This is a genomic window from Streptomyces sp. NPDC014733 (genome assembly GCF_043083385.1).
GTDB lineage: Bacteria > Actinomycetota > Actinomycetes > Streptomycetales > Streptomycetaceae > Streptomyces.
The window spans coordinates 885,028-903,500 of record NZ_JBIBYO010000001.1 but is presented as its reverse complement, the minus strand read 5'-3'; the positions used below and the strand labels follow the sequence as shown (position 1 = coordinate 903,500).

At 72.6% G+C, this 18,473-nt stretch carries 15 protein-coding genes and 1 riboswitch; of the genes, 9 read left to right on the top strand and 6 right to left on the bottom strand.

Going from position 1 to position 18,473, the window contains the following annotated elements:
- The first annotated feature begins 268 nt into the window (after window positions 1-268).
- Both cdgB and ACF1BH_RS03970 read left to right on the top strand, forming a co-directional pair.
- Window positions 269-1,948 (top strand): diguanylate cyclase CdgB, encoded by a 1,680-nt coding sequence (gene cdgB, locus ACF1BH_RS03975; protein WP_391640789.1) that lies wholly within the window; start codon window positions 269-271, stop codon window positions 1,946-1,948.
- Window positions 1,949-2,182: 234 nt separating this feature from the next.
- Window positions 2,183-3,076: a carbohydrate-binding protein gene (locus ACF1BH_RS03970; RefSeq protein WP_391640788.1), complete on the top strand. Its 894-nt coding sequence runs from the start codon at window positions 2,183-2,185 to the stop codon at window positions 3,074-3,076.
- A gap of 28 nt (window positions 3,077-3,104) precedes the next feature.
- Here ACF1BH_RS03970 and pfkB read toward each other — a convergent pair whose 3' ends face one another.
- From pfkB to ACF1BH_RS03955, 3 genes are all read right to left on the bottom strand, one after another.
- Entirely contained in the window at window positions 3,105-4,046 is a 942-nt protein-coding gene (pfkB, locus tag ACF1BH_RS03965) for a 1-phosphofructokinase (RefSeq protein WP_391640787.1), read from the bottom strand.
- A 244-nt stretch (window positions 4,047-4,290) separates the two neighbouring features.
- Complete coding sequence (gene nagA, locus ACF1BH_RS03960; protein WP_391640786.1) at window positions 4,291-5,502, bottom strand: N-acetylglucosamine-6-phosphate deacetylase; 1,212 nt, start codon at window positions 5,500-5,502, stop codon at window positions 4,291-4,293.
- Window positions 5,502-6,434, bottom strand: coding sequence for an ROK family protein (locus ACF1BH_RS03955; RefSeq protein ID WP_391640785.1), 933 nt, complete (start codon window positions 6,432-6,434; stop codon window positions 5,502-5,504). Before ACF1BH_RS03955 ends, nagA begins: the two co-directional genes overlap by 1 nt.
- A 269-nt stretch (window positions 6,435-6,703) precedes the next feature.
- Between ACF1BH_RS03955 and ACF1BH_RS03950 the strand changes: the two genes are divergently transcribed.
- From ACF1BH_RS03950 to ACF1BH_RS03930, 5 genes are all read left to right on the top strand, one after another.
- The gene (locus ACF1BH_RS03950) at window positions 6,704-7,966 is read left to right on the top strand and encodes an extracellular solute-binding protein (RefSeq protein WP_391640784.1); all 1,263 of its coding nucleotides are present in this window, start codon (window positions 6,704-6,706) and stop codon (window positions 7,964-7,966) included.
- Between the two features lie 278 nt (window positions 7,967-8,244).
- Window positions 8,245-8,454: a DUF3263 domain-containing protein gene (locus ACF1BH_RS03945; protein WP_391641010.1), complete on the top strand. Its 210-nt coding sequence runs from the start codon at window positions 8,245-8,247 to the stop codon at window positions 8,452-8,454.
- Window positions 8,455-8,522: 68 nt separating this feature from the next.
- Window positions 8,523-9,500: a trehalose-phosphatase gene (gene otsB, locus ACF1BH_RS03940; protein WP_391640783.1), complete on the top strand. Its 978-nt coding sequence runs from the start codon at window positions 8,523-8,525 to the stop codon at window positions 9,498-9,500.
- A 55-nt stretch (window positions 9,501-9,555) separates the two neighbouring features.
- Window positions 9,556-9,993: a hypothetical protein gene (locus tag ACF1BH_RS03935; protein ID WP_391640782.1), complete on the top strand. Its 438-nt coding sequence runs from the start codon at window positions 9,556-9,558 to the stop codon at window positions 9,991-9,993.
- A 20-nt stretch (window positions 9,994-10,013) separates the two neighbouring features.
- A complete protein-coding gene (locus tag ACF1BH_RS03930) occupies window positions 10,014-12,710 on the top strand; it encodes a KGGVGR-motif variant AAA ATPase (protein WP_391640781.1) in 2,697 nt (898 codons plus the stop codon).
- 36 nt (window positions 12,711-12,746) lie between these two features.
- On the opposite strand, the gene ACF1BH_RS03925 is transcribed toward ACF1BH_RS03930, so the two are convergent.
- The 3 genes from ACF1BH_RS03925 to ACF1BH_RS03915 all read right to left on the bottom strand — a co-directional run bounded on the left by ACF1BH_RS03925 (window position 12,747) and on the right by ACF1BH_RS03915 (window position 16,024).
- Complete coding sequence (locus ACF1BH_RS03925) at window positions 12,747-13,352, bottom strand: chloramphenicol phosphotransferase CPT family protein (protein WP_391640780.1); 606 nt, start codon at window positions 13,350-13,352, stop codon at window positions 12,747-12,749.
- A 79-nt stretch (window positions 13,353-13,431) separates the two neighbouring features.
- Window positions 13,432-14,961, bottom strand: coding sequence for a trehalose-6-phosphate synthase (locus ACF1BH_RS03920; RefSeq protein ID WP_391640779.1), 1,530 nt, complete (start codon window positions 14,959-14,961; stop codon window positions 13,432-13,434).
- A gap of 97 nt (window positions 14,962-15,058) precedes the next feature.
- Window positions 15,059-16,024 carry a glucosyl-3-phosphoglycerate synthase gene (locus tag ACF1BH_RS03915; protein ID WP_391640778.1) on the bottom strand — a complete coding sequence of 322 codons (966 nt, stop codon included), beginning with the start codon at window positions 16,022-16,024 and terminating at the stop codon, window positions 15,059-15,061.
- Window positions 16,025-16,194: 170 nt separating this feature from the next.
- Window positions 16,195-16,343, top strand: a riboswitch (SAM riboswitch).
- A gap of 17 nt (window positions 16,344-16,360) precedes the next feature.
- On the opposite strand from ACF1BH_RS03915, the gene thrC reads away from it, so the two are divergent.
- Window positions 16,361-17,653, top strand: a complete 1,293-nt coding sequence (thrC, locus tag ACF1BH_RS03910; protein WP_391640777.1) for a threonine synthase — start codon at window positions 16,361-16,363, stop codon at window positions 17,651-17,653.
- Window positions 17,654-17,770: 117 nt separating this feature from the next.
- Window positions 17,771-18,049 carry a MoaD/ThiS family protein gene (locus tag ACF1BH_RS03905; RefSeq protein ID WP_391640776.1) on the top strand — a complete coding sequence of 93 codons (279 nt, stop codon included), beginning with the start codon at window positions 17,771-17,773 and terminating at the stop codon, window positions 18,047-18,049.
- The last annotated feature ends 424 nt before the right edge of the window (window positions 18,050-18,473 follow it).

The window sequence follows — 18,473 nt, the reverse complement described above, 5'->3', positions numbered from 1 at the left end:
CCGGAACCACCCGCGGCCTAGGTCCGGCGGCCGAGGAGGCCCGTTCGAAAGGGCTTCGCGGAATTTGCGTTCAGAAAGCCTGGAAGAAGTGATTCCCCGTTTCCCTCGGCGGACCTCAACTACACGTCACAGTCTGTGACTTGAGTCACAGCGCCCGGTAATTGTTGACCCTGTGTACCGAGTGGGCAGCTCACTGTGATTCAGTGGCCGTGGAAACGGACGACAAAGAAGTGTGGAGTTGCTGTCGAGGTCTCAGGGAGAGCGAGCGATGGAGGCCGAGTCGGAGCCGTACGTCCGCCTGACGACCTTGCGGCAGCTGCACAAGGTGGTCGCCGAGCTGAACACCGCTCGTAGCCTGGCGGACACCTTGCAGAGCGTCGCGGACGGAGTGATCAACGGGCTCGGTTTCGAGCTGGCGGCGGTCAATCTCGTACGGCCGGACGGTGATCTCGTGGTGGCCGCGGTCGCCGGGAGTGCGGGCGCCGAGGCGCTGATGGCCGGGCGGGTCGGCTCGCGTGACTCCTGGGAGCGGCGGCTCTCCATGGGGGAGCGCTGGGGCACGCTCTGCTTCGTGCCGTACACCGAGGGCTGGGTGCTGGACGACGACGACGTCCCGCAGTGGCACTCCGCCGGGCCCGACCCCAGCTTCACCGACGACTGGCACCCCAGGGACCGCCTCTTCGCCCCCATGCACACCTCGCCCGACGGCAAGGGCGAACTGCTCGGCGTGATCTCCGTCGACCGGCCGCGCAACGGCCGCCGCCCCAATTCCTGGAGCCGTGAGGCGCTCCAGATGTACGCGTTCCAGTCCGCCATAGCGATCAGCAACTCCCGGCTGCGGGCCAACATGCAGCGGGCGCTGGTCCGGCTGGAGCGTGAGCAGCAGGCGCTGCGGGCCAGCGAGGAGTCCTTCCGGCAGGCCTTCGAGTACGCGCCGAGCGGGATGGCCGTCGCCGAGATGGGCGGTGACCAGCACGGACGGCTGCTGCGCACCAACGACGCGCTCTGCCGGCTGCTCGGCCGCCCGGCGTCCGCGATGCGCCGCTACTCCTTCTCCGACCTCGTCCACCCCGACGACATCGGCACCCTGCTGCGCACCTCCGCCGAAGGGGGCCGCGCCGAGCTGCGGCTGGCCCGGCGGGACGGTTCGTACATCTGGGTCTCGCTGCGCAACTCCGTCGTCGCGGACACCGCCGACGGGCCGCGGTTCCTGCTCACCCACGTCGAGGACATCGAGGAGCGCAAGCGGCACGAGCTCCAGCTCGCCCACCGCGCCAGCCACGACGCGCTGACCGGCCTGCCCAACAGCGCCGAGCTGCGGGCCCGCCTCAGCGCCCGGCTGTGCGGGCGGGCGCCCGGCGACGCCGCCGACGCCTACGCGGTCTCCGCCGCCGTCTTCGCCGCGGTCGGCGATCCGACCGCGTATCCGGCGGAAGGACCGGAGCCGTACGAGGGGCTCGAGGGCATGGAGCGGAGCGTCGGCGGGGCGCTGCCGTACGACCACCATGTGCACACCGTCGCGCCCTCGGACGGGCCGGCGGACGACGGCTCCAAGGGGCTCGCGGTGCTCTTCTGCGACCTCGACGGCTTCAAGTCGATCAACGACCGGTTCGGTCATCACACGGGCGACGCGGTGCTCATCGAGGTCGCCCGGCGGCTGACCAGCGGCGTCCGGGACGGCGACACGGTCGCCCGGCTCGGTGGCGACGAGTTCGTGGTCCTCGCCGACGGTCTGGGCACCGCCGACGCCCAGGATCTGGCCGTCCGGCTGCGGAACGCCATCATCCCGCCGATCCGGGTGGACGGCCGCGCGGTACGGGTCGGCGCCAGCTTCGGGATCAGCTGGGCCGGGTGCGGGATGACCGCCGAAGAGGTGCTGCAATCCGCCGACCAGCGGATGTATGTCGAGAAGCGGTCACGGGCGAAGGCGAACCGCCGCGCCGGGTGACCGCCGGGGCACGGCGGCGCCCCGGGGCCGCCGCTGCCGGGCGCCGGGTGGGCGTACCCGCCGTTCACCGATCCGTAGCGATCTTGTGCCCTGAACAGGCCCGGCGTGCCGTGGTGCGGACGGGGTAGGCTGCGCCGATGCGGCGCGGCGCCGCCGGGGGCTCAAAGTGCAGATGCGCGCGGGGGACCGCGCGGGCATCCGGACGCGATACAGATCGCTGGGGAGTGACACGCAATGACGGCCGGCAACACGGGCTCGGACACGCCGGGTAACGACGACCCGTTCGGGTACCTCTACCGCTCGGAGGGCGGCGAGGAGGGCGCGGGCGGCGACGGCGCGACCCGGCAGCAGGGCGTGCCACGGACCTCGTACAACCAGGTCCGCGCGGTCGGCGAGCGGCAGTACGGCGGCGCGTCCCAGCAGCCCGGCTACGGCCGGCAGAACGCCTCCTACGCGGCGCCGGAGACGCTGCCCGGCGGTGACCGGGCCCGCGCGCCGCAGGCCGGACCGCCCGCGCCGCCGCAGCGCAGCCACAAGGGCCTGCTGATCGGCGCGGTCGCCGTGGTGGGCGTGGTGTGCATAGCGATCGGCGTCGCGATGCTGAACAACTCCGACAAGGAATCGACCGACGAGGCGAAGCCGAGCGAGACGGTCAGCACGTCCGAGGAGCCGGAGCACAAGCCCGCCGAGAAGCCCAGCAAGGCGCCGCTGCCCAAGGACGACGCGGGCAGCCTGAAGCTCGGTGGCGGTGCCACCACCTCCAAGGACATCCCCGGTGCGCGCTCGGCCGGCGGCGTCTACGTGACCGGGATGAACACCCCCGGCGCGTCGGCGACGTGGACGCTGAACGTCGAGGAGGAGGGCGCGTACAAGATGTGGGTCGGCTTCGGCATTCCCGGTCAGGACCGGGACCTCACGCTGACGGTCAACGGCAAGCGGGAAGAGCGCCCGCTCAACATGAAGAACTTCGCGGGCTCCGAGGAAGGCAACTGGGAGAAGGGCTGGCAGAGGACCTGGCAGCGGGTGCCCCTCAACAAGGGCACCAACACCGTCACGCTCTCCTGTGAAGACGGCAACAAGTGCGACGTCAACATCGACCAGCTCTGGCTGGAGAAGAAGATCGCCTGACCGGCGCGCTTCCCCGGGCCCGGGCCGGTCAGCGCCCGGGCGCCGACGGGACGGGAAGTTCCGTCACCGCCACCTCCGGCAGCAGCTCCGTGTAGGTCGCCGCGTCGAACTCCCCGGCGGCCGCGGCCCGTACCGTCGCCGCGGACAGCGCGACCGCGCGGGCGAGCCGTTCGGGCCATGACAACCCTTCGACGAGGCCGGAGAGCAGGCCCGCCACCGCGGAGTCACCGGCGCCCGTCGGGTTCCCGGCGATCCGGCGCGGCGGGGCGGCCTGCCAGGCGCCGTCGGCGGTGACCGCGAGCATCCCGTCCGCGCCCAGCGACGCGACGACGGAGTGGGCGCCGCGGCGGCGCGCCTCGCGGGCGGCGCGCAGCGGCTCGGTGGTGCCGGTGAGCGCGGCGAGTTCGTCGGCGTTGGGCTTGGCGAGGTCGGGGCGGGCGGCGAGCCCGCGGCGGAGCGGTTCGCCGCTGGTGTCCAGCACGACCGGCACCCCGGCGGTACGGGCGGTACGGGCCAGCCGGGCGTAGACGTCGACCGGGACGCCCGGCGGCAGGCTGCCGCAGAGCGCCACCGCCCGCGCCTCGGCCAGCAGCTCCCGGTAGGTGCCGAGGAAGGTGTGCCACTCGGCGGGGGAGACGACCGGGCCCGGTTCGTTGAGCTGCGTGGTGTCCCCGGAGGCGGCGTCGACGACGGCGACGGTGCGGCGGGTGGCGCCGCCCACCGGCACCAGCGCGTCGGTGACCTCGCTCTCCTGGGTCAGCAGGGCGCGCAGCGCGTCCCCGGTGCCGCCCCCGGCGAATCCGGTGGCGACGGTGCGGTGGCCGAGCGCGGCCAGCACCCGCGACACGTTCAGCCCTTTGCCGCCGGGGCGTTCGGCCACGTCGGTGACGCGGTGGGTGGTGTGCGGGGTCAGACGCGGCACCCGGTAGGTCAGGTCGAGGGCGGCGTTGAGCGTGACCGTGAGGATCATGTTTCCCTCCCGCGCCGGGCCCGGTCGGCCGGTCGCCGGGCGGTGGTGGGCCGGGCGGCCGCCGCGGCGGCCACCGGGCCGGCAACCGCCCCCGGGCGGCCGCGTACGGACAAGTGCGCGAGCGATCATGCCATCGACGGCGGCGGTTGGCCCAGACCCGGGGCCGTCGCCGGGCCGCCGCCCGCCCGTCGCCGGGCCGCCGTCCGGAGGCCGGATCGTGGCGGCGGCCCGGGCCCGCGGCGGGTCAGACGCCGGCCGGGCGGACCACCCACGCACCGTGCCGCATCACGCCCACGACCTCGTACCCGGCGTCCAGGACGACCAGGTCGGCGTCTTTCCCGGCGGCCAGCGAACCGGTCCGGTCGTCGATGCCCAGCAGCCGTGCGGGATTGGCCGAAAGGGCCTGTACGGCCTGGCCGACCGTCAGGCCGTCGACGGTCAGGGCGCGGCGGAACGCGCGGTCGAGGGTGAGGGTGGAGCCGGCGATGGAGCCCGCGGTGGGGCCGTCGGCGATCCGGGCGACGCCGTCGGTGACGTCCACGGCCATCGGCCCGAGGCGGTACATCCCGTCGGACATGCCCGCCGCGCCCATCGCGTCGGTGATGAACGCGACCCGCCCGGCGCCCGCGTCCCGGAAGGCCATCCGGAGGACGGCCGGGTGCAGATGGGTGCCGTCGTTGATCAGCTCGACGGTGACCCGCTCGTCCTCCAGCAGCGCCAGGACCGGCCCCGGCGCGCGGTGGGCCAGCGTGGGCATCGCGTTGAAGAGATGGGTGGCGACGGTGGCGCCCGCGTCGACGGCGTCGCGGGTCGCGTCGTACGTCGAGTCGGTGTGGCCGACGGCGGCGAGCACACCGGAGTCGGCGAGCAGCCGTACGGACTCCAGGCCGCCGGGGAGTTCGGGGGCGAGGGTCATCATCTTCGCGCGACCGCGGCCGGCGGCGACGAGCTTGCGGACGTCGGCCGGGTCCGGGTCGCGCAGCAGCTCGGGCTGGTGGGCGCCGCAGCGGTGCGGGGAGATGAACGGGCCCTCGAAGTGGATGCCGGCCAGGTCGCCCTGTTCGGCCAGGTCGGCGAGGACCGCGGCCTGCCGGGCGAGGTCGTCGAGGTCGCCGGTGACGGTGGAGCCGATCATCGAGGTGGTGCCGTGGCGGCGGTGCGCCTCGACGACCCGCAGGCACTCCTCGGGGTCCGCGGACGAGAAGGAGCCGCCGCCCCCGCCGTGCACATGCATGTCGATGAAGCCGGGCACGACGAGATGGCCCGTCAGATCGGTGTGGTCCGCCGTGGCATCCCCGGTGCCGTCCGGGGCGGGGCCGCCGGACACCTCGGCGATACGGCCGTCCGCGACGGTGATCCGGCCGTCCTCGACGACGCCGGACGGAGTGGCGACCCGGGCGCCGGTCAGGACGGTGCGCCGGTCGCCGGTACGGCCCGCGGATTGTTGCTGTGCCATCAGGCGGAAACCTCCGTGGAGAGAAGATCCCAGGCGAGGAGACCCGCGCCCAGGCAGCCGGCGGCGTCCCCCAGAGCCGCCGGGACGATCGAGGGCAGCCGCTGGAACGTCACCCGCGCGGCGACCGCCTCGCGCAGCGGCACGAAGAGCGTGTCGCCGGCCTCCGCGAGCCCGCCGCCGATGATCAGGGTCTGCGGGTCGAGCAGGGTGAGGCCGGTGACCAGACCGTCGGCGAGGGCGTCCACCGCGTCCTGCCACACCGCGGCGGCGCGGGGATCGCCGGACGCCACGGCCTTCGCCGCGTCCGCCGCGCCCGCCGACGGATCGCCGCACGCCTCGGCCCAGGCGCGGCCGACCGCGGCGGCGGACGCCACCGTCTCCAGACAGCCGCGCTGCCCGCAGCCGCAGAGCCGCCCGCCGGGCCGTACGACGATGTGGCCGATCTCGCCGGCGCTGCCGTGCGCGCCGGTCTCGATGCGGCCCTCGATGCCGATGGCGCCCGCGATGCCGGTGCCCAGGGGGACGAAGAGGAAGCGTCCGGCGTCGCGTCCGGCGCCGATCCGGCCCTCGGCGAGTCCGCCGGTGCGGACGTCGTGGCCGAGGGCGACCGGGACGCCGCCCAGCCGCCGCGAGAGCAGATCCCGCAGCGGCAGGTCGCGCCAGCCGAGGTTGGCGGAGTAGGCGGCGATGCCGGTCCGTTCGTCGACGATGCCGGGGACCGCGACGCCCGCGGCGGCCGCGGGCGTGCCGAAGCGGGCCAGGCCGATGTCGCGCAGCTCCGCGGCGAAGCCGAGGACGGCCTCGACCACGGCGTCGGTGCCACGCTCGCGGCCGGTGGGGCGGCGCGCCTCGTGGAGCAGGGTCCCGTCCGCCCCCGCGAGGGCGGCCTTCATTCCGGTGCCGCCCACATCAAGGGCGATGACGTGTCTCACGGGGAACAGTTTCGCGCGACCCGGACCTAAAGGTCTAGTCCACTCGCGGTACGGCCTGCCCTTATCCTTGGTGCCACCCCATGGTTCTTACGCCGTAACCCCGTGGTGACCTGCGGAGATCCGCAGTACACGGGGATCGGTGGAGGCTGTGGTGCAGACCTCATACGGTGCGTGCCCCGGGCGCGTACCGCCGTGGCGGCGCAGGGCGACCCCCGATGCCGCACGCGGACCCGGTACCACCATCTATCCGGACAAGGGCGGTAACAGCAGTGCAGCGGCGGTACACGAGCCTGGCGGCGGCGGGAATCGCCACCGCCCTGACCCTCACGTTGAGCGGCTGCGGCGCGGGCCAGGGCCATGTCACCCTCAAGCTCGTCGCCGCGGACTACGGCGACGGCACCGGCCCCGGCTCCCGGCAGTACTGGGACCAGCTGACCCGCGCGTTCGAGAAGAAGCACCCCGACATCAGGATCGACGTCGACGTCTACAGCTGGAAGGACGTCGACAAGAAGGTCGCCGACCTGGTCCGCAAGGGCCAGGCGCCCGACCTCGCGCAGATCGGCGCCTACGTCGACTACGCCGCCGACGGCAAGCTCTACAGCGCCGACGAACTGCTCTCCATACCCGTCCAGGCCAACCTCCAGCCCCCGCTCGCCGAGGCGGGCGAGGTGGGCCGGGTGCAGTACGGCATCCCCTTCGCCGCCAGCACCCGCCGCCTCTTCTACAACAAGAAGCTCTTCGCCGAGGCGGGCATCACCGAGGCACCGAAGACCTGGGACGACGTCGCCAAGGACGCCGAACTGCTGAAGAAGCAGGGCGTGAAGACGCCGTACGCGTTGCCGCTCGGCCCCGAGGAGACGCAGGCCGAGACGTTGAACTGGCTGATCAGCGGGGGCGGCGGCTACACCGACGAGATCGGCAAGTACGCCATCGACTCGCCCGCCAACGTCAAGACCCTCACCTGGCTGCGCGACGATCTCGTCGGCAAGGGGCTGACCGGCGGCGACCCGGCCACCCTCAACCGCGCGGACGCCTTCGCCGGGTTCGCCGACGGCGACGTCGGGATGCTCAACGGCCACCCGGCGCTGATCAAGCAGGCGGAGGCCAAGGGCATCGACTACGGCACCGCCGACCTGCCCGGCAGGAACGGCCCGGCCACGTCGACGCTGGGCGTCTCCGACTGGATGATGGCGTTCAAGCACAACGGCCACCGCGCGCAGGCGGGGAAGTTCCTCGACTACGTCTACAGCGACGCCAACGTGCTGACCTTCTCCCACGACTTCGGTCTGCTGCCGGTCACCACCTCGGGCGCCCAGAAGATGGCCGGCGACCGCCGCTTCGGCCGGCTCCAGGACTTCGTCGGCCCGCTGCGCGACGCGCAGTTCTACCCGGCGAACAAGACGTCGTGGCCGGAGGTCGCCAAGTCCGTCAAGTCGCAGATGGGCGCGGCGGTCGGCCCCAAGGGCGACCCGTCGAGCATCCTGTCCGACCTCCAGAACACGGCCGACGCGGCGGACACGGCCGGCGGCTGAGCCCGCGGCGGGGCCCGGCCCGGTGCCGCCTCCCGGCCCGGCTCCGGCCCCGCCTGCTTGTCCGACCAGGGGCTTATCGTGGAGACGTGACGACGCGCGAGGACGGCAGGGGCCCGGGGACGGACGGCGGTACGGAGGCGATCCCCCCGGCCGACGGCGGCCCGGCCTCCGCTCCCGCGGACGGCGGCCCGGAGGCTCCCGCCCCGGACGGCGGTCCCGGGGCTCCCGCCTCCCCGGACGCTGGTCCCGGGGCCGGTGCCGCCGGTGAACTCTCCGCGCTGGACAAGGCGGTGCTCGCCGTGGAGCGCCGGTCCTGGCCCGCCTCCGGCCCCAAGGAGCGCCACATCCGCGAGCGCCTCGGCCTCTCCCCGACGCGCTACTACCAACTCCTCAACGCCCTGCTCGACGACCCGCGCGCGCTGCGCCACGACGCGGGCACCGTCAACCGGCTGCTGCGGCGGCGGGAGGCCCGCCGGGGCCGGCGCTGAGGGGCGGGTACCGGACGCCGGCGCGCTCTTCTCCGTGCGCCGTGCCCCCGCCCCGGTACCCTCGCCCCATGGGCAGTTCCCCGGACGCCGCATCCTCGCCGGGCCCGGAACCGGGCGCCGGTCACCCACCCGCCACCGGCCCCGTCACGGGCCGCCGCACGCCCGGCGCCGGTCCGCCGCCGCGCCCCGGCCTCCCCGTACCCCGTACCGCGGCGGGCCGTGACGCGCTGGCCGCGCTGCTGGCCGCGCCGGGGGACGCCGCGCTCGCGGTCGACTTCGACGGGACGCTCGCGGAGATCGTCGACGACCCGGAGGCGGCCCGCGCGCACCCCGGGGCCGCGCGGGCGCTGGGGCGGCTGGTGCCCCGGTTGCGCGCCGCCGCGGTGATCACCGGGCGGCCGGCCGCCGTCGCCGTCCGGCTGGCCGGTGTCGACGGCGCCCCGGGCCTGGACCATCTCACCGTCCTCGGCCACTACGGCGCCGAGCGCTGGGAGGCGGCGACCGGCGCCCTGCACGCCGACGGGCCGCCGCCCGCCGTCGCCGCCGCCGGCGCCGAACTCCCCGGCACCCTCGCCGCGTCCGGCGTCTGGCACGGCCCCTGGACCGCCACCGCCGTCGAGCACAAGGGCGGCCGCGCCCTCGCCGTCCACACCCGGCGCGCCCCCGACCCGCAGGGCGCACTCGACGCCCTGCGCGCCCCCCTGACCGCCCTCGCCACCCGCCACGGTCTCCTCGTCGAACCGGGCCGCTACGTCCTGGAGCTGCGCCCGCCCGGCGTCGACAAGGGCGTGGCGCTCACCGCCTGGCTCCGCGGGACCGGCGCCCGTACCGTCGTCTACGCCGGTGACGATCTGGGGGACCTCGCCGCCTTCGACGCCGTCGACCGCCTCCGCACGGACCCCGAGGCGCCTCGCCGCACCGGCCTGCTGGTGTGCAGCGGCAGCGCCGAGGTGCCCGAACTCGCCGCCCGCGCCGACCTGGTGGTCGACGGACCGGCCGGAGTGGTCGCCCTCCTCGACGCGCTGGCGGACCGGCTGACGCGGTGACGGGCGGTGGCCGGAACGGTCCGGCTTGTCAGACCCCCGCCCTACGATCAGGCGCATGGTGGATGTCAGGGTGGGGCAGTTGCGCAGAAGTCGTGATCGACTGGAGCTGCGCGGGGATCAGGCCGCGAATGAGGGGGACAGTCCGACTGCGGGACTGCTGCTCTTCTACAGCGCGGAGTGCGGGTTGAAAGCCGAGGTACTGCACCAGAAGTTCCGGGCGCGTGACACTTCGCAGCTCCCCAAACGCCTGCGCAACCACGACCTTCGTGCCTTGGCCAAGGAGCTGAACCTGCCGGGCTCGGCACACGCCGCACTCGATCGTTGCAAGCGCACGCGATACGGGCCCCCTTCCGGTAGTCGACAGGCCGTACCCGCCTGGGTGGGCCCGGACGACCTCCACCAGGCATGGCGGTACGGCGCTGATCTGGAGCCCGGCGACGAGCAGCGGGCGTTGACCGCGCTGCGTACTTTGATCGCGGAGACACGACGGTGAGGAACGAAGGAGGAGCAGCGGTGGAGCCGTTCGGTGGCGAGGAGCCCGGAAACCTCTATACATGGGTTGATGTCGACGAGCGGCTGGGTGCTCTCGCCGAGGCCGGAGAGTGGCCCGGTTGGCTGTTCCAGGCCGACGCGTGGTGGGACGGTCTGGAGTTGACGGCGTCTCCTGAAACGGATGAGGGCGCTGTCCGTGGCTGGCTGGACACCGTATTCGGCGCCGGTTCGGTAGCGGGCGATCCGGGCGAGCCGCACCTGATGCTGGACAGGCCGCAGGGGCTGACCCCGGAGAGCCTGCCGATCTCGCTGATTTTTCAGGAAGCGCCGTCGCCACACCGCCGTGAGCTTCGCCTGCTGGAGCGGCATGTCGACGCCGGGCTCGGTCGCTTCCTTCCTCGCCCGATCGCTGACGTGTGCGCCGGCGGTGTACAGCTCTTCGCCTTCCACTCCTTCAAAGGCGGGTCGGGGCGCACCGTCCATGCCGTCGGGCTCGCCGATGAACTGGCCCGGAGGGGGCGCCGCGTCCTGCTTGTCGACGGTGACCTCGAAGCGCCCGGCATCACCTGGATGCACCAGGCGCAAGGAGGTGTGAGCGACATCGGATACGAGGATTTCCTCGCTCTCCTGCACGGCTCGCCGGGCGATGACGTGTCCCATGCCGTTGCAGTGGCCGAGCGCTACCTGACCAGTCAAGAAGTGCTCCGACACCAGAACGGTGGGTCTGTCACCATCCTTCCGGCGGGCCGACGGAGCCGCCTCGGCCCGCCTCGGATCGAGCCCACGCATCTGGCCACCGCCGATCGCTCTCCGTATTTCCTCACGGACTCGCTGGCGCAGCTCGCAGAGGCGGCAGGGCTGGACGCGGTCATCATCGACCTGCGGGCAGGTGCCTCGGAACTCTCCGCACCGGTACTCCTCGACCCCAGGGTGCAGCGAGTCTTCGTGACCACGTTGAGCAGCCAGTCGCTGGAAGGCACCGAGCGAATGCTGCGTCAGCTCGGGAACAAAGCACCCGCGATGGCCGGTGAGGACCCGGTGCCCGCCGTCGTGATCACGCAGTACCGCACCGACGCGCACTCCGCCAAGGCTGAGTCTGCCCGCGCCCAGCTCGCTGCCCAGATTGAGGGCTTCACGGCCCGCCCGGCTATGGGTGACGACGCCCCCGACACGGCCGAGGTGGACGCCCGTGTTCTGACGGCGCCGTTGCTGAGCCGGTTCCGGGAGGAACTCCTGGCACTGCCCCGGACGTGGGATGACGTCATCGAGGTGGTGAGACGCTGTGGGGTCGGGGAACTCGTCGGGGCCCTGGTGCCGGAGGTCGTAGCCCAGCCTGATGCCGTGGAGCCCCTCGGCGTGGGCATCGAGGAGCGCCGGACCGGCCTCATGGAGCGGGCACGGTCCCTCGTCTTCGCCGAGAAGACAGGTCTGGACAGCGGTCTGGGGTTTCTCTCGACAGAGCCGCTGCGGCGTCTGGCGGGCGATCACCGGACCTCACTGCCGATCACCGTCGTGGTGGGAGCGAAGGGCGCGGGCAAGACCTTCACCTATGCACGGATGTGCGCTGCGGGGCGATGGGCGGAGTTCGCGGGTGGAGCGGGCGAGCCGGTCGGCGTCGACGCACCGGTTGTGCCGGTCCTCGATCCGGGCAACATGGACCAGTACGGCACGGAGACCTCCCGCGGTCCCCAGGACCTGCGCGACGGCTCGGCCGGCGGCGAGGGCGCCCGACCGGACGACATCCACAGGCTGCTGAACGATGCGCTGCACGGTGATGCCTGCGAGGACGGCGACCACTGGCGGCAGGTGTGGCTGCGCTGCATGGCGGTGGCGGCGGACGGTCCGGGTGTCATGGACGACGACCCCGAAGCCGTACTGTTGGAGCGCGGGCGACGCTCCCCGGTGCTGTTCGTCTTCGACGGCTTGGAGGACTTCTTCCAGGACATCGATTCGGACGCCAAGCGGGTGGCGCTGCGCACCTTGTTCACCGAGGTACCGGATTGGCTGCGGATGTTGCGCGGGCGCCCGCTGGGTGCCGTGATCTTCGTCAGGCGGGACTTGGTGCGCGCCGCCGTAAGGCAGAACCTTGGCCAGTTCCTGGACCGCTACGAACCCTACGCGCTCCACTGGGACGCGCAGGAAGCGTTGCGTCTGGCACTGTGGGTCGCGGTGACGTCGCATGCGGTTCCGTCGCCCACGGACGAGCTGACCACACTGTCATGGGAGCGGATCGCCCAGGAACTCACCCCTGTCTGGGGCGCCAAGCTGGGGCGGGACAACTCTCGCGAGGCGTGGTCGGAGCGCTGGGTGCCCGCGGCACTCGCCGACTACAACGAGCAGGTTCAGGCGCGTGATGTGGTGCGCTTCCTCCGGGACGCCGCCGAACGTTCCCGGAGAGACGGCGACTGGCCGGACCGGCTGCTCGTCCCCTCGGCGCTCAGAGCGGCGCTGGTGGCCTGTAGCAAGGAGAAGCTGCAGGAACTGGGCCAGGAGAACCCCTCACTCGGTGAACTCCTCCGTTCCGTTGGCGGGTTCGCGGACGAGGTGGTGATGCCGTTCGACGCGGAGGACGTCGGTCTGGACGCCAACGGCATCAGTGTCCTGGAGGAGGCAGGCGCCCTGCAACGGGATGTCGACGGTAGGTACCGCTTGCCGGAGATCTATCGTCATGCGCTCGGTTTTCGCACCAGGGGGCGGGCGCGCGTGGTCAGAAGCTGAGCGGGCGGCGGGTTTCCCGGCCCGCCGCCCGGGCTGTCAGATCCCCGCCGCCAGCCGCTGGAACGCCGTCGGAGTCGGCCGCACCGGCAGGAACTCCTTGATCAACCGGGCGCACTCCGCCGCCGGGGTGGCCGTCGTGTCGCAGCTCAGGTCGTAGATCCCATGCGCGTGGACCTGGTGCAACTGGCGGGCGGCGAGGCCCGCCGGGCGGTCGCCGCGGGCCTGCTCGCGACGCTCCAGCTCCGCCGGCTCACAGTGCACGCCGACCAGGACGACATCCTCGGCGGGGAACAGCGCCAGACAGTCCCGCAGCCGCCACTCCTCGCTCAGCACATGGTCGACGACCACGTCGTTGCCACCCGCCGCCATTCCCGCGACGGCCCGGTGGAAGCCCATCCAGGTGCGCCGGAGCACCGTCCCCAGCGCCTCCGGGGCGACCTCGCGGCGTGCGCGCATGGCGTGGAAGGCGTCCACGGGCAGATGGAACGCCGGCTCGTCCAGGATCTCCAGCAGCTCCCGCGCGATGCTCGACTTACCGGAGCTGGACGTCCCGTTGAGGAAGACGATCCGCCCGCGGCGCGGCGGCGGTACGGCACCGTCGGGCAGGAACGGCGGGGCGACGGCAGGGCGTTCGGCGGACATCGGACTCCTCGGGGCCGGTGGACGCACGCCGGTCGGCGGCCCCTCATGATCCCCGGGACCCGCCGGGCCCGGCCCGCCCTCACCCCCGCAGCGCCGCCAGCTGCTCCGTGAACCACCGGGCCGGTGGCAGCGCGGTGGCCGCCGCGGCCAACCGGGCGCAGCGGTCCGCGCGTTCCGCCTCCGGCATCGACAGCGCCGCGTGCAGCGCCTCCGCCGTCGCGTTGATGTCGTACGGATTGACGCTCAACGCGTCCTCGCCCAACTCCTCGTGGGCGCCCGCCTCCCGCGACAGCACCAGCGCGCACCCGGCGTCGGAGACCACCGGGACCTCCTTGGCGACGAGGTTCATCCCGTCCCGGATGGGGTTGACGAGGGCCACGTCCGCGAGGCGGTACGCGGCCAGCGAACGCGCGAAATCATCCTTGACATGCAGCACCACGGGCTGCCAACCCGGCGTGCCGTACGTGGAGTTGATCTCTTCGGCGACCCGCCGCACCTCCGCTGTGTAGTCGCGGTAGACGGCCAGATCCTGGCGCGAGGGGTAGGCGAACGCGAGGTGGACGACGCGCTCGCGCCACTCCGGGCGGTCCGCCAGCAGCCGCCGGTAGGCGTGCAGCCCGCGCACGATGTTCTTCGACAGCTCGGTGCGGTCCACCCGCACGATCGTGCGGCGCCGCTCCGGACCGACCCCGCCGCCGATCTGCGCGCGCAGCGCCGTCAGCCGCTCGTCGACGTCCGGGCGGTGCGCCCGCTCCCGCAGGAACTCCGCGTCGGCGCCCAGCCCGTGCACCCCGATCCGGGTGGTGTGCGGCTCCCGGCCGGGGGGTGCGATGACCACATGCGACGCCTCGCCGTCCGCATGGTGGACGGCGCACCGCCTCTCCAGGGTGGCCGTGCAGCACGCCACGAACGCCGCCGCCCACCGCTGCGTCAGGAAACCCGCCCGGTCCGCGCCGAGCATCCCCCGGATCAGCCGCTCCCGGATGTCGTCGGGCAGCAGCGCGAAGTACTCCGGCGGCGCCCACGGGGTGTGCGAGAAGTGCCCGATCCGCAGGTCGGGGCGGCGCTCGCGGAGCATCCCCGGGACCAGCGCCAGGTGGTAGTCCTGGATCAGCACCGCCGCACCCGGCGCCGCGGCCCGGTCCAGCGCCCCCGCGAACGCCGCGTTGTACGCCTCGTACGCCGCCCACTGCTTCCGGAACGCGGTGTCGAACGACGGCTCCAGCGGTGTCTGGTAGAGCATGTGGTGGACGAACCAGAGCACCGAATTGGCGATGCCGTTGTAGGCGGCGGCGTGCACCTCCGCCGGGATGTCCAGCATCCGGACGCGCTGTCCGCCGGTGTCGGCCGCCGGAAGCTCCCCGTCCGCCCGCCGCGCCGCCTCCCGGTCACCGTCACCGAGCGCCGCGCACACCCACACCGCGTCCGTCTCCGGACCGATCGCCGACAGCCCCGAGACCAGCCCGCCACCGCCCCGCTTCGCGCTCAGCGCACCGTCCGCGCCGACGGCGTACGAGACCGGGCCGCGGTTGGACGCGACGAGCACCTCGGCGCCGCGCCCCGCGGCGGGCGTCCGGGCAGGGGTGGTACCGCTGTGTTCGGAGGCCATGCCGCGACCCTAGCCCGCACCGGATCGGCGCACACGTACGAATGAGGCCAAGGGAGGGACGCCCGCCGCTCCACCGGGTGAGCGTGCCGGATTTTTCTCAGGCCGCCCGGCTCGCCGTGTACTCCGGGACGTCCGCCATGGGGGGCCGCTCCTCGGTGTCGACATCGCTCGTCCGGGGGATGAAACCGTTCTCGCCGCGCACGAACTGCGTCAGCCTCGGACGCACCAAGTGGCCGCGCGCCAGACGGAGTTGAGCGGTGCGGTAGATCGCCGCGGCCATCCGGCCCAGCGCCTGACCGTCCTGGTGGCGGTGCTTGCGGACCCCTACGTCCACCTGGGCGAGCGCGTCCAGACCGACCGTGTGCAACGCGTCGACCAGCAGCCCCAGCTCCACGCCGTAGCCGACCGGGAACGGCAGCCGCTCCAGCAGCGAACGGCGCGCCGCGTACTCCCCGCCCAGCGGCTGCACGAACCCGGCCAGCTGCGGCCAGTGGAGGTTGAGCAGCGGACGGGCGACCAGTTCGGTGACCCGGCCGCCCTGGCCCGGACCGCCCCCGGGCGCGCCGCCGGTCTCCAGCGGCCGGTCGTACATCGCCTTGACGAACTGCACGTCCGGGTCGGTCAGCAGCGGCCCGACGATCCCGGAGACGAACGCCGGCGAGAACTCCCGCAGGTCCGCGTCGACGAAGCAGACGATGTCGCCGCGGGTGACCAGCAGCGACCGCCACAGCACCTCGCCCTTGCCGGGCACCGCCGGCAGCCGCGGCAGGACGCTGTCGCGCGCCACCACGCGCGCCCCCGCCGCCGCCGCGACCTCGGCCGTCCGGTCCGTGGACCCGGAATCGAGCACCACCAGTTCATCGACGAGCGGCACCTCCTCGGTCATCAGGGCGGCGCGGATGGCCGCGACGATCGTGCCGACCGTGGCCTCCTCGTCGAGCGCGGGCAGTACGACGCTGACCGTGCGCCCGCTGAGCCGCTTGGCCTCCAGCAGCTCCGGCAGCGGTCGGTCGGCCGCGGACCAGGAGCGACGTCCCAGCCAGCGCTCCACCTCTTCCAGCACGTCTACGACTCCTCGGTGTGCGCCGTCTCGGCGGCGCATGTGATCCATCTCGCGGTTCGGACGGCTATCTCTCCTGTCAGTGCCGTCGGTTACAGTCTTGAACAACGCGGATGACCGTCGCATGTCGGGGTCACCGCACCACAAACGCCTGGGTTTTCCCAGCGCCATACCGCTCATCCAGAGGGGCAGAGGGACACGGCCCGTTGAAGCCCCGGCAACCCTCCAGCCGGTCTCGACCGCATCTCGCGGCGCGAGGCTCCCGGCTAGGGAAGGTGCCAAATCCGTCTCGTGGCGAAACGCGCCGCGAGGAAGATGAGGAGAAAGGGCCTCGCCTCCATGGCTGCGCAAACTGTTGAAGTCACCGAAAACGCTCCCTCCGTCACTCTCGGTGCCGCCGTCGGTCTCTCCTGTCGCGAATGCGGCGAGCGCTTCCCGCTCGGCCCGATCTTCGCCTGCGCGACCTGCTTCGGTCCGCTGGAGGTGGCCTACGACCTGCCGAGCGGTGACCCGGAGGCGTTGAGGAAGCAGATCGAGGCCGGTCCCCACAACATCTGGCGGTACGCACCGCTGCTGCCCGTCCCCGCGGACGTGGCCGAGAAGCCGAACCTCAACCCCGGCTTCACCAAGCTCGTCAAGGCCGACAACCTCGCCCGTGAGCTGGGCGTCACCGGCGGCCTCTACGTCAAGGACGACTCCGGCAACCCGACGCACTCCTTCAAGGACCGGGTCGTCGCCATCGCGGTCGAGGCGGCGCGCGCCTTCGGTTTCACCACCCTCTCCTGCTCCTCGACCGGCAACCTCGCCGGTGCCGTCGGCGCCGCCGCCCGCCGCGCCGGCTTCCGCTCCTGCGTCTTCATCCCGCACGACCTGGAGGCGGGCAAGGTCGTCATGGCCGCGGTCTACGGCGGCGACCTCGTCGGCATCGAGGGCAACTACGACGACGTCAACCGCTTCTGCTCCGAGCTGATCGGCGACCCGCTCGGCGAGGGCTGGGGCTTCGTCAACGTCAACCTCCGCCCCTATTACGGCGAGGGCTCCAAGACGCTGGCGTACGAGATCTGCGAACAGCTCGGCTGGCGGCTGCCGGACCAGATCGTCATCCCGGTGGCCTCCGGCTCCCAGCTCACCAAGATCGACAAGGGGCTGAAGGAGCTGATCGCCCTCGGCCTCGTCGAGGACCGGCCCTACAAGATCTACGGCGCCCAGGCCGAGGGCTGCTCCCCGGTCTCGACCGCGTTCAAGGCCGGCCACGACGTGGTCCGCCCGCAGAAGCCGGACACCATCGCCAAGTCCCTGGCGATCGGCAACCCGGCCGACGGGCCGTACGTCCTCGACATCGCACGCCGTACGGGCGGCGCGGTGGAGGATGTCGACGACGAGCAGGTCGTGGACGCGATCAAGCTGCTGGCGCGGACGGAGGGGATCTTCGCGGAGACCGCGGGCGGGGTGACCGTCGGCGTCACCAAGAAGCTCCTCGAAGCGGGCCTGCTCGACCCGGCCCTGTCCACCGTCATCCTCAACACCGGCGACGGCCTCAAGACGCTTGACGCCGTCGCTCCGACCTCAGGCCCCACGGCCACCATCCGCCCGAGCCTGGACGCGTTCCGCTCGGCCGGTCTGGCCGGCTGAACCCCGGTCGCTCCCCCGGCCGGAAGCCGGCCGATCCGGTCCGCCCGCCGCCGTCCCGCCCGGGGCGCGGCGGCCGGTTCCGCAGACGTATCCGCAGTCGTTTGGAAGGCAGAACCCATGAGCGTCAAGGTCCGCATCCCCACCATCCTCCGTACGTACACCGGCGGCGCGTCCGAAGTCAGCGCCGAGGGCGCGACGCTGTCCGAGGTCATCACCGACCTGGAGAAGAACCACCAGGGCATCGCCGCCCGGGTGCTGGACGACGCGGGCAAGCTGCGGCGCTTCGTGAACGTCTACGTCAACGACGACGACGTCCGCTTCGAGCAGGGCCTGGAGACGCCGACGCCGGAGGGCGCGGGCGTCTCGATCATCCCCGCGGTGGCCGGCGGCTGCTGACGCCCGCACCGGAGCGGGGAGCCGCCCGCCCGAGTGGCGAATGGTTCTCGCCATTCCTTTCCTCTACTGACCGATAATCGCCCCGTCCGGATATCCGGACGGGGCGATTCCGCGTTGTGAAAGGGTCCTGCAAAACGCGATACCATTTCGTCGATCCCCTTCTTCTGCTCGTCGAGCGCGGTGTGGCGGCCTTCTGAACGCCCCGGGATCGCGATGAGTTGTGTGCAAAGTGTGTGCGGAGTTTGCGTCCTAAGTTCCTTATGCCCGGCCCGAGTTGCCCGGGAATAAGGCCAGTTCTGCGCATATCGCTACTTCTCACGCCGTCAGAATTCTCGTCCGATTGACCTGTTGCGCTGGGCGCCGGTGCGGATACATTCGGCGGCGGTCGACGCGTTCCGGCGCACACCCCACGGGCCATTCGCGG

What these genes read in the sequence shown, in the direction of transcription:
- cdgB (WP_391640789.1), top strand. Translation starts at nt 269, where the DNA reads ATGGAGGCCGAGTCGGAGCCGTACGTCCGCCTGACGACCTTGCGGCAG.
- ACF1BH_RS03970 (WP_391640788.1), top strand. Translation starts at nt 2,183, where the DNA reads ATGACGGCCGGCAACACGGGCTCGGACACGCCGGGTAACGACGACCCG.
- pfkB (WP_391640787.1), bottom strand. Translation starts at nt 4,046, where the DNA reads ATGATCCTCACGGTCACGCTCAACGCCGCCCTCGACCTGACCTACCGG.
- nagA (WP_391640786.1), bottom strand. Translation starts at nt 5,502, where the DNA reads ATGGCACAGCAACAATCCGCGGGCCGTACCGGCGACCGGCGCACCGTC.
- otsB (WP_391640783.1), top strand. Translation starts at nt 8,523, where the DNA reads ATGGGCAGTTCCCCGGACGCCGCATCCTCGCCGGGCCCGGAACCGGGC.
- ACF1BH_RS03935 (WP_391640782.1), top strand. Translation starts at nt 9,556, where the DNA reads ATGGTGGATGTCAGGGTGGGGCAGTTGCGCAGAAGTCGTGATCGACTG.
- ACF1BH_RS03925 (WP_391640780.1), bottom strand. Translation starts at nt 13,352, where the DNA reads ATGTCCGCCGAACGCCCTGCCGTCGCCCCGCCGTTCCTGCCCGACGGT.
- ACF1BH_RS03920 (WP_391640779.1), bottom strand. Translation starts at nt 14,961, where the DNA reads ATGGCCTCCGAACACAGCGGTACCACCCCTGCCCGGACGCCCGCCGCG.
- thrC (WP_391640777.1), top strand. Translation starts at nt 16,361, where the DNA reads ATGGCTGCGCAAACTGTTGAAGTCACCGAAAACGCTCCCTCCGTCACT.
- ACF1BH_RS03905 (WP_391640776.1), top strand. Translation starts at nt 17,771, where the DNA reads ATGAGCGTCAAGGTCCGCATCCCCACCATCCTCCGTACGTACACCGGC.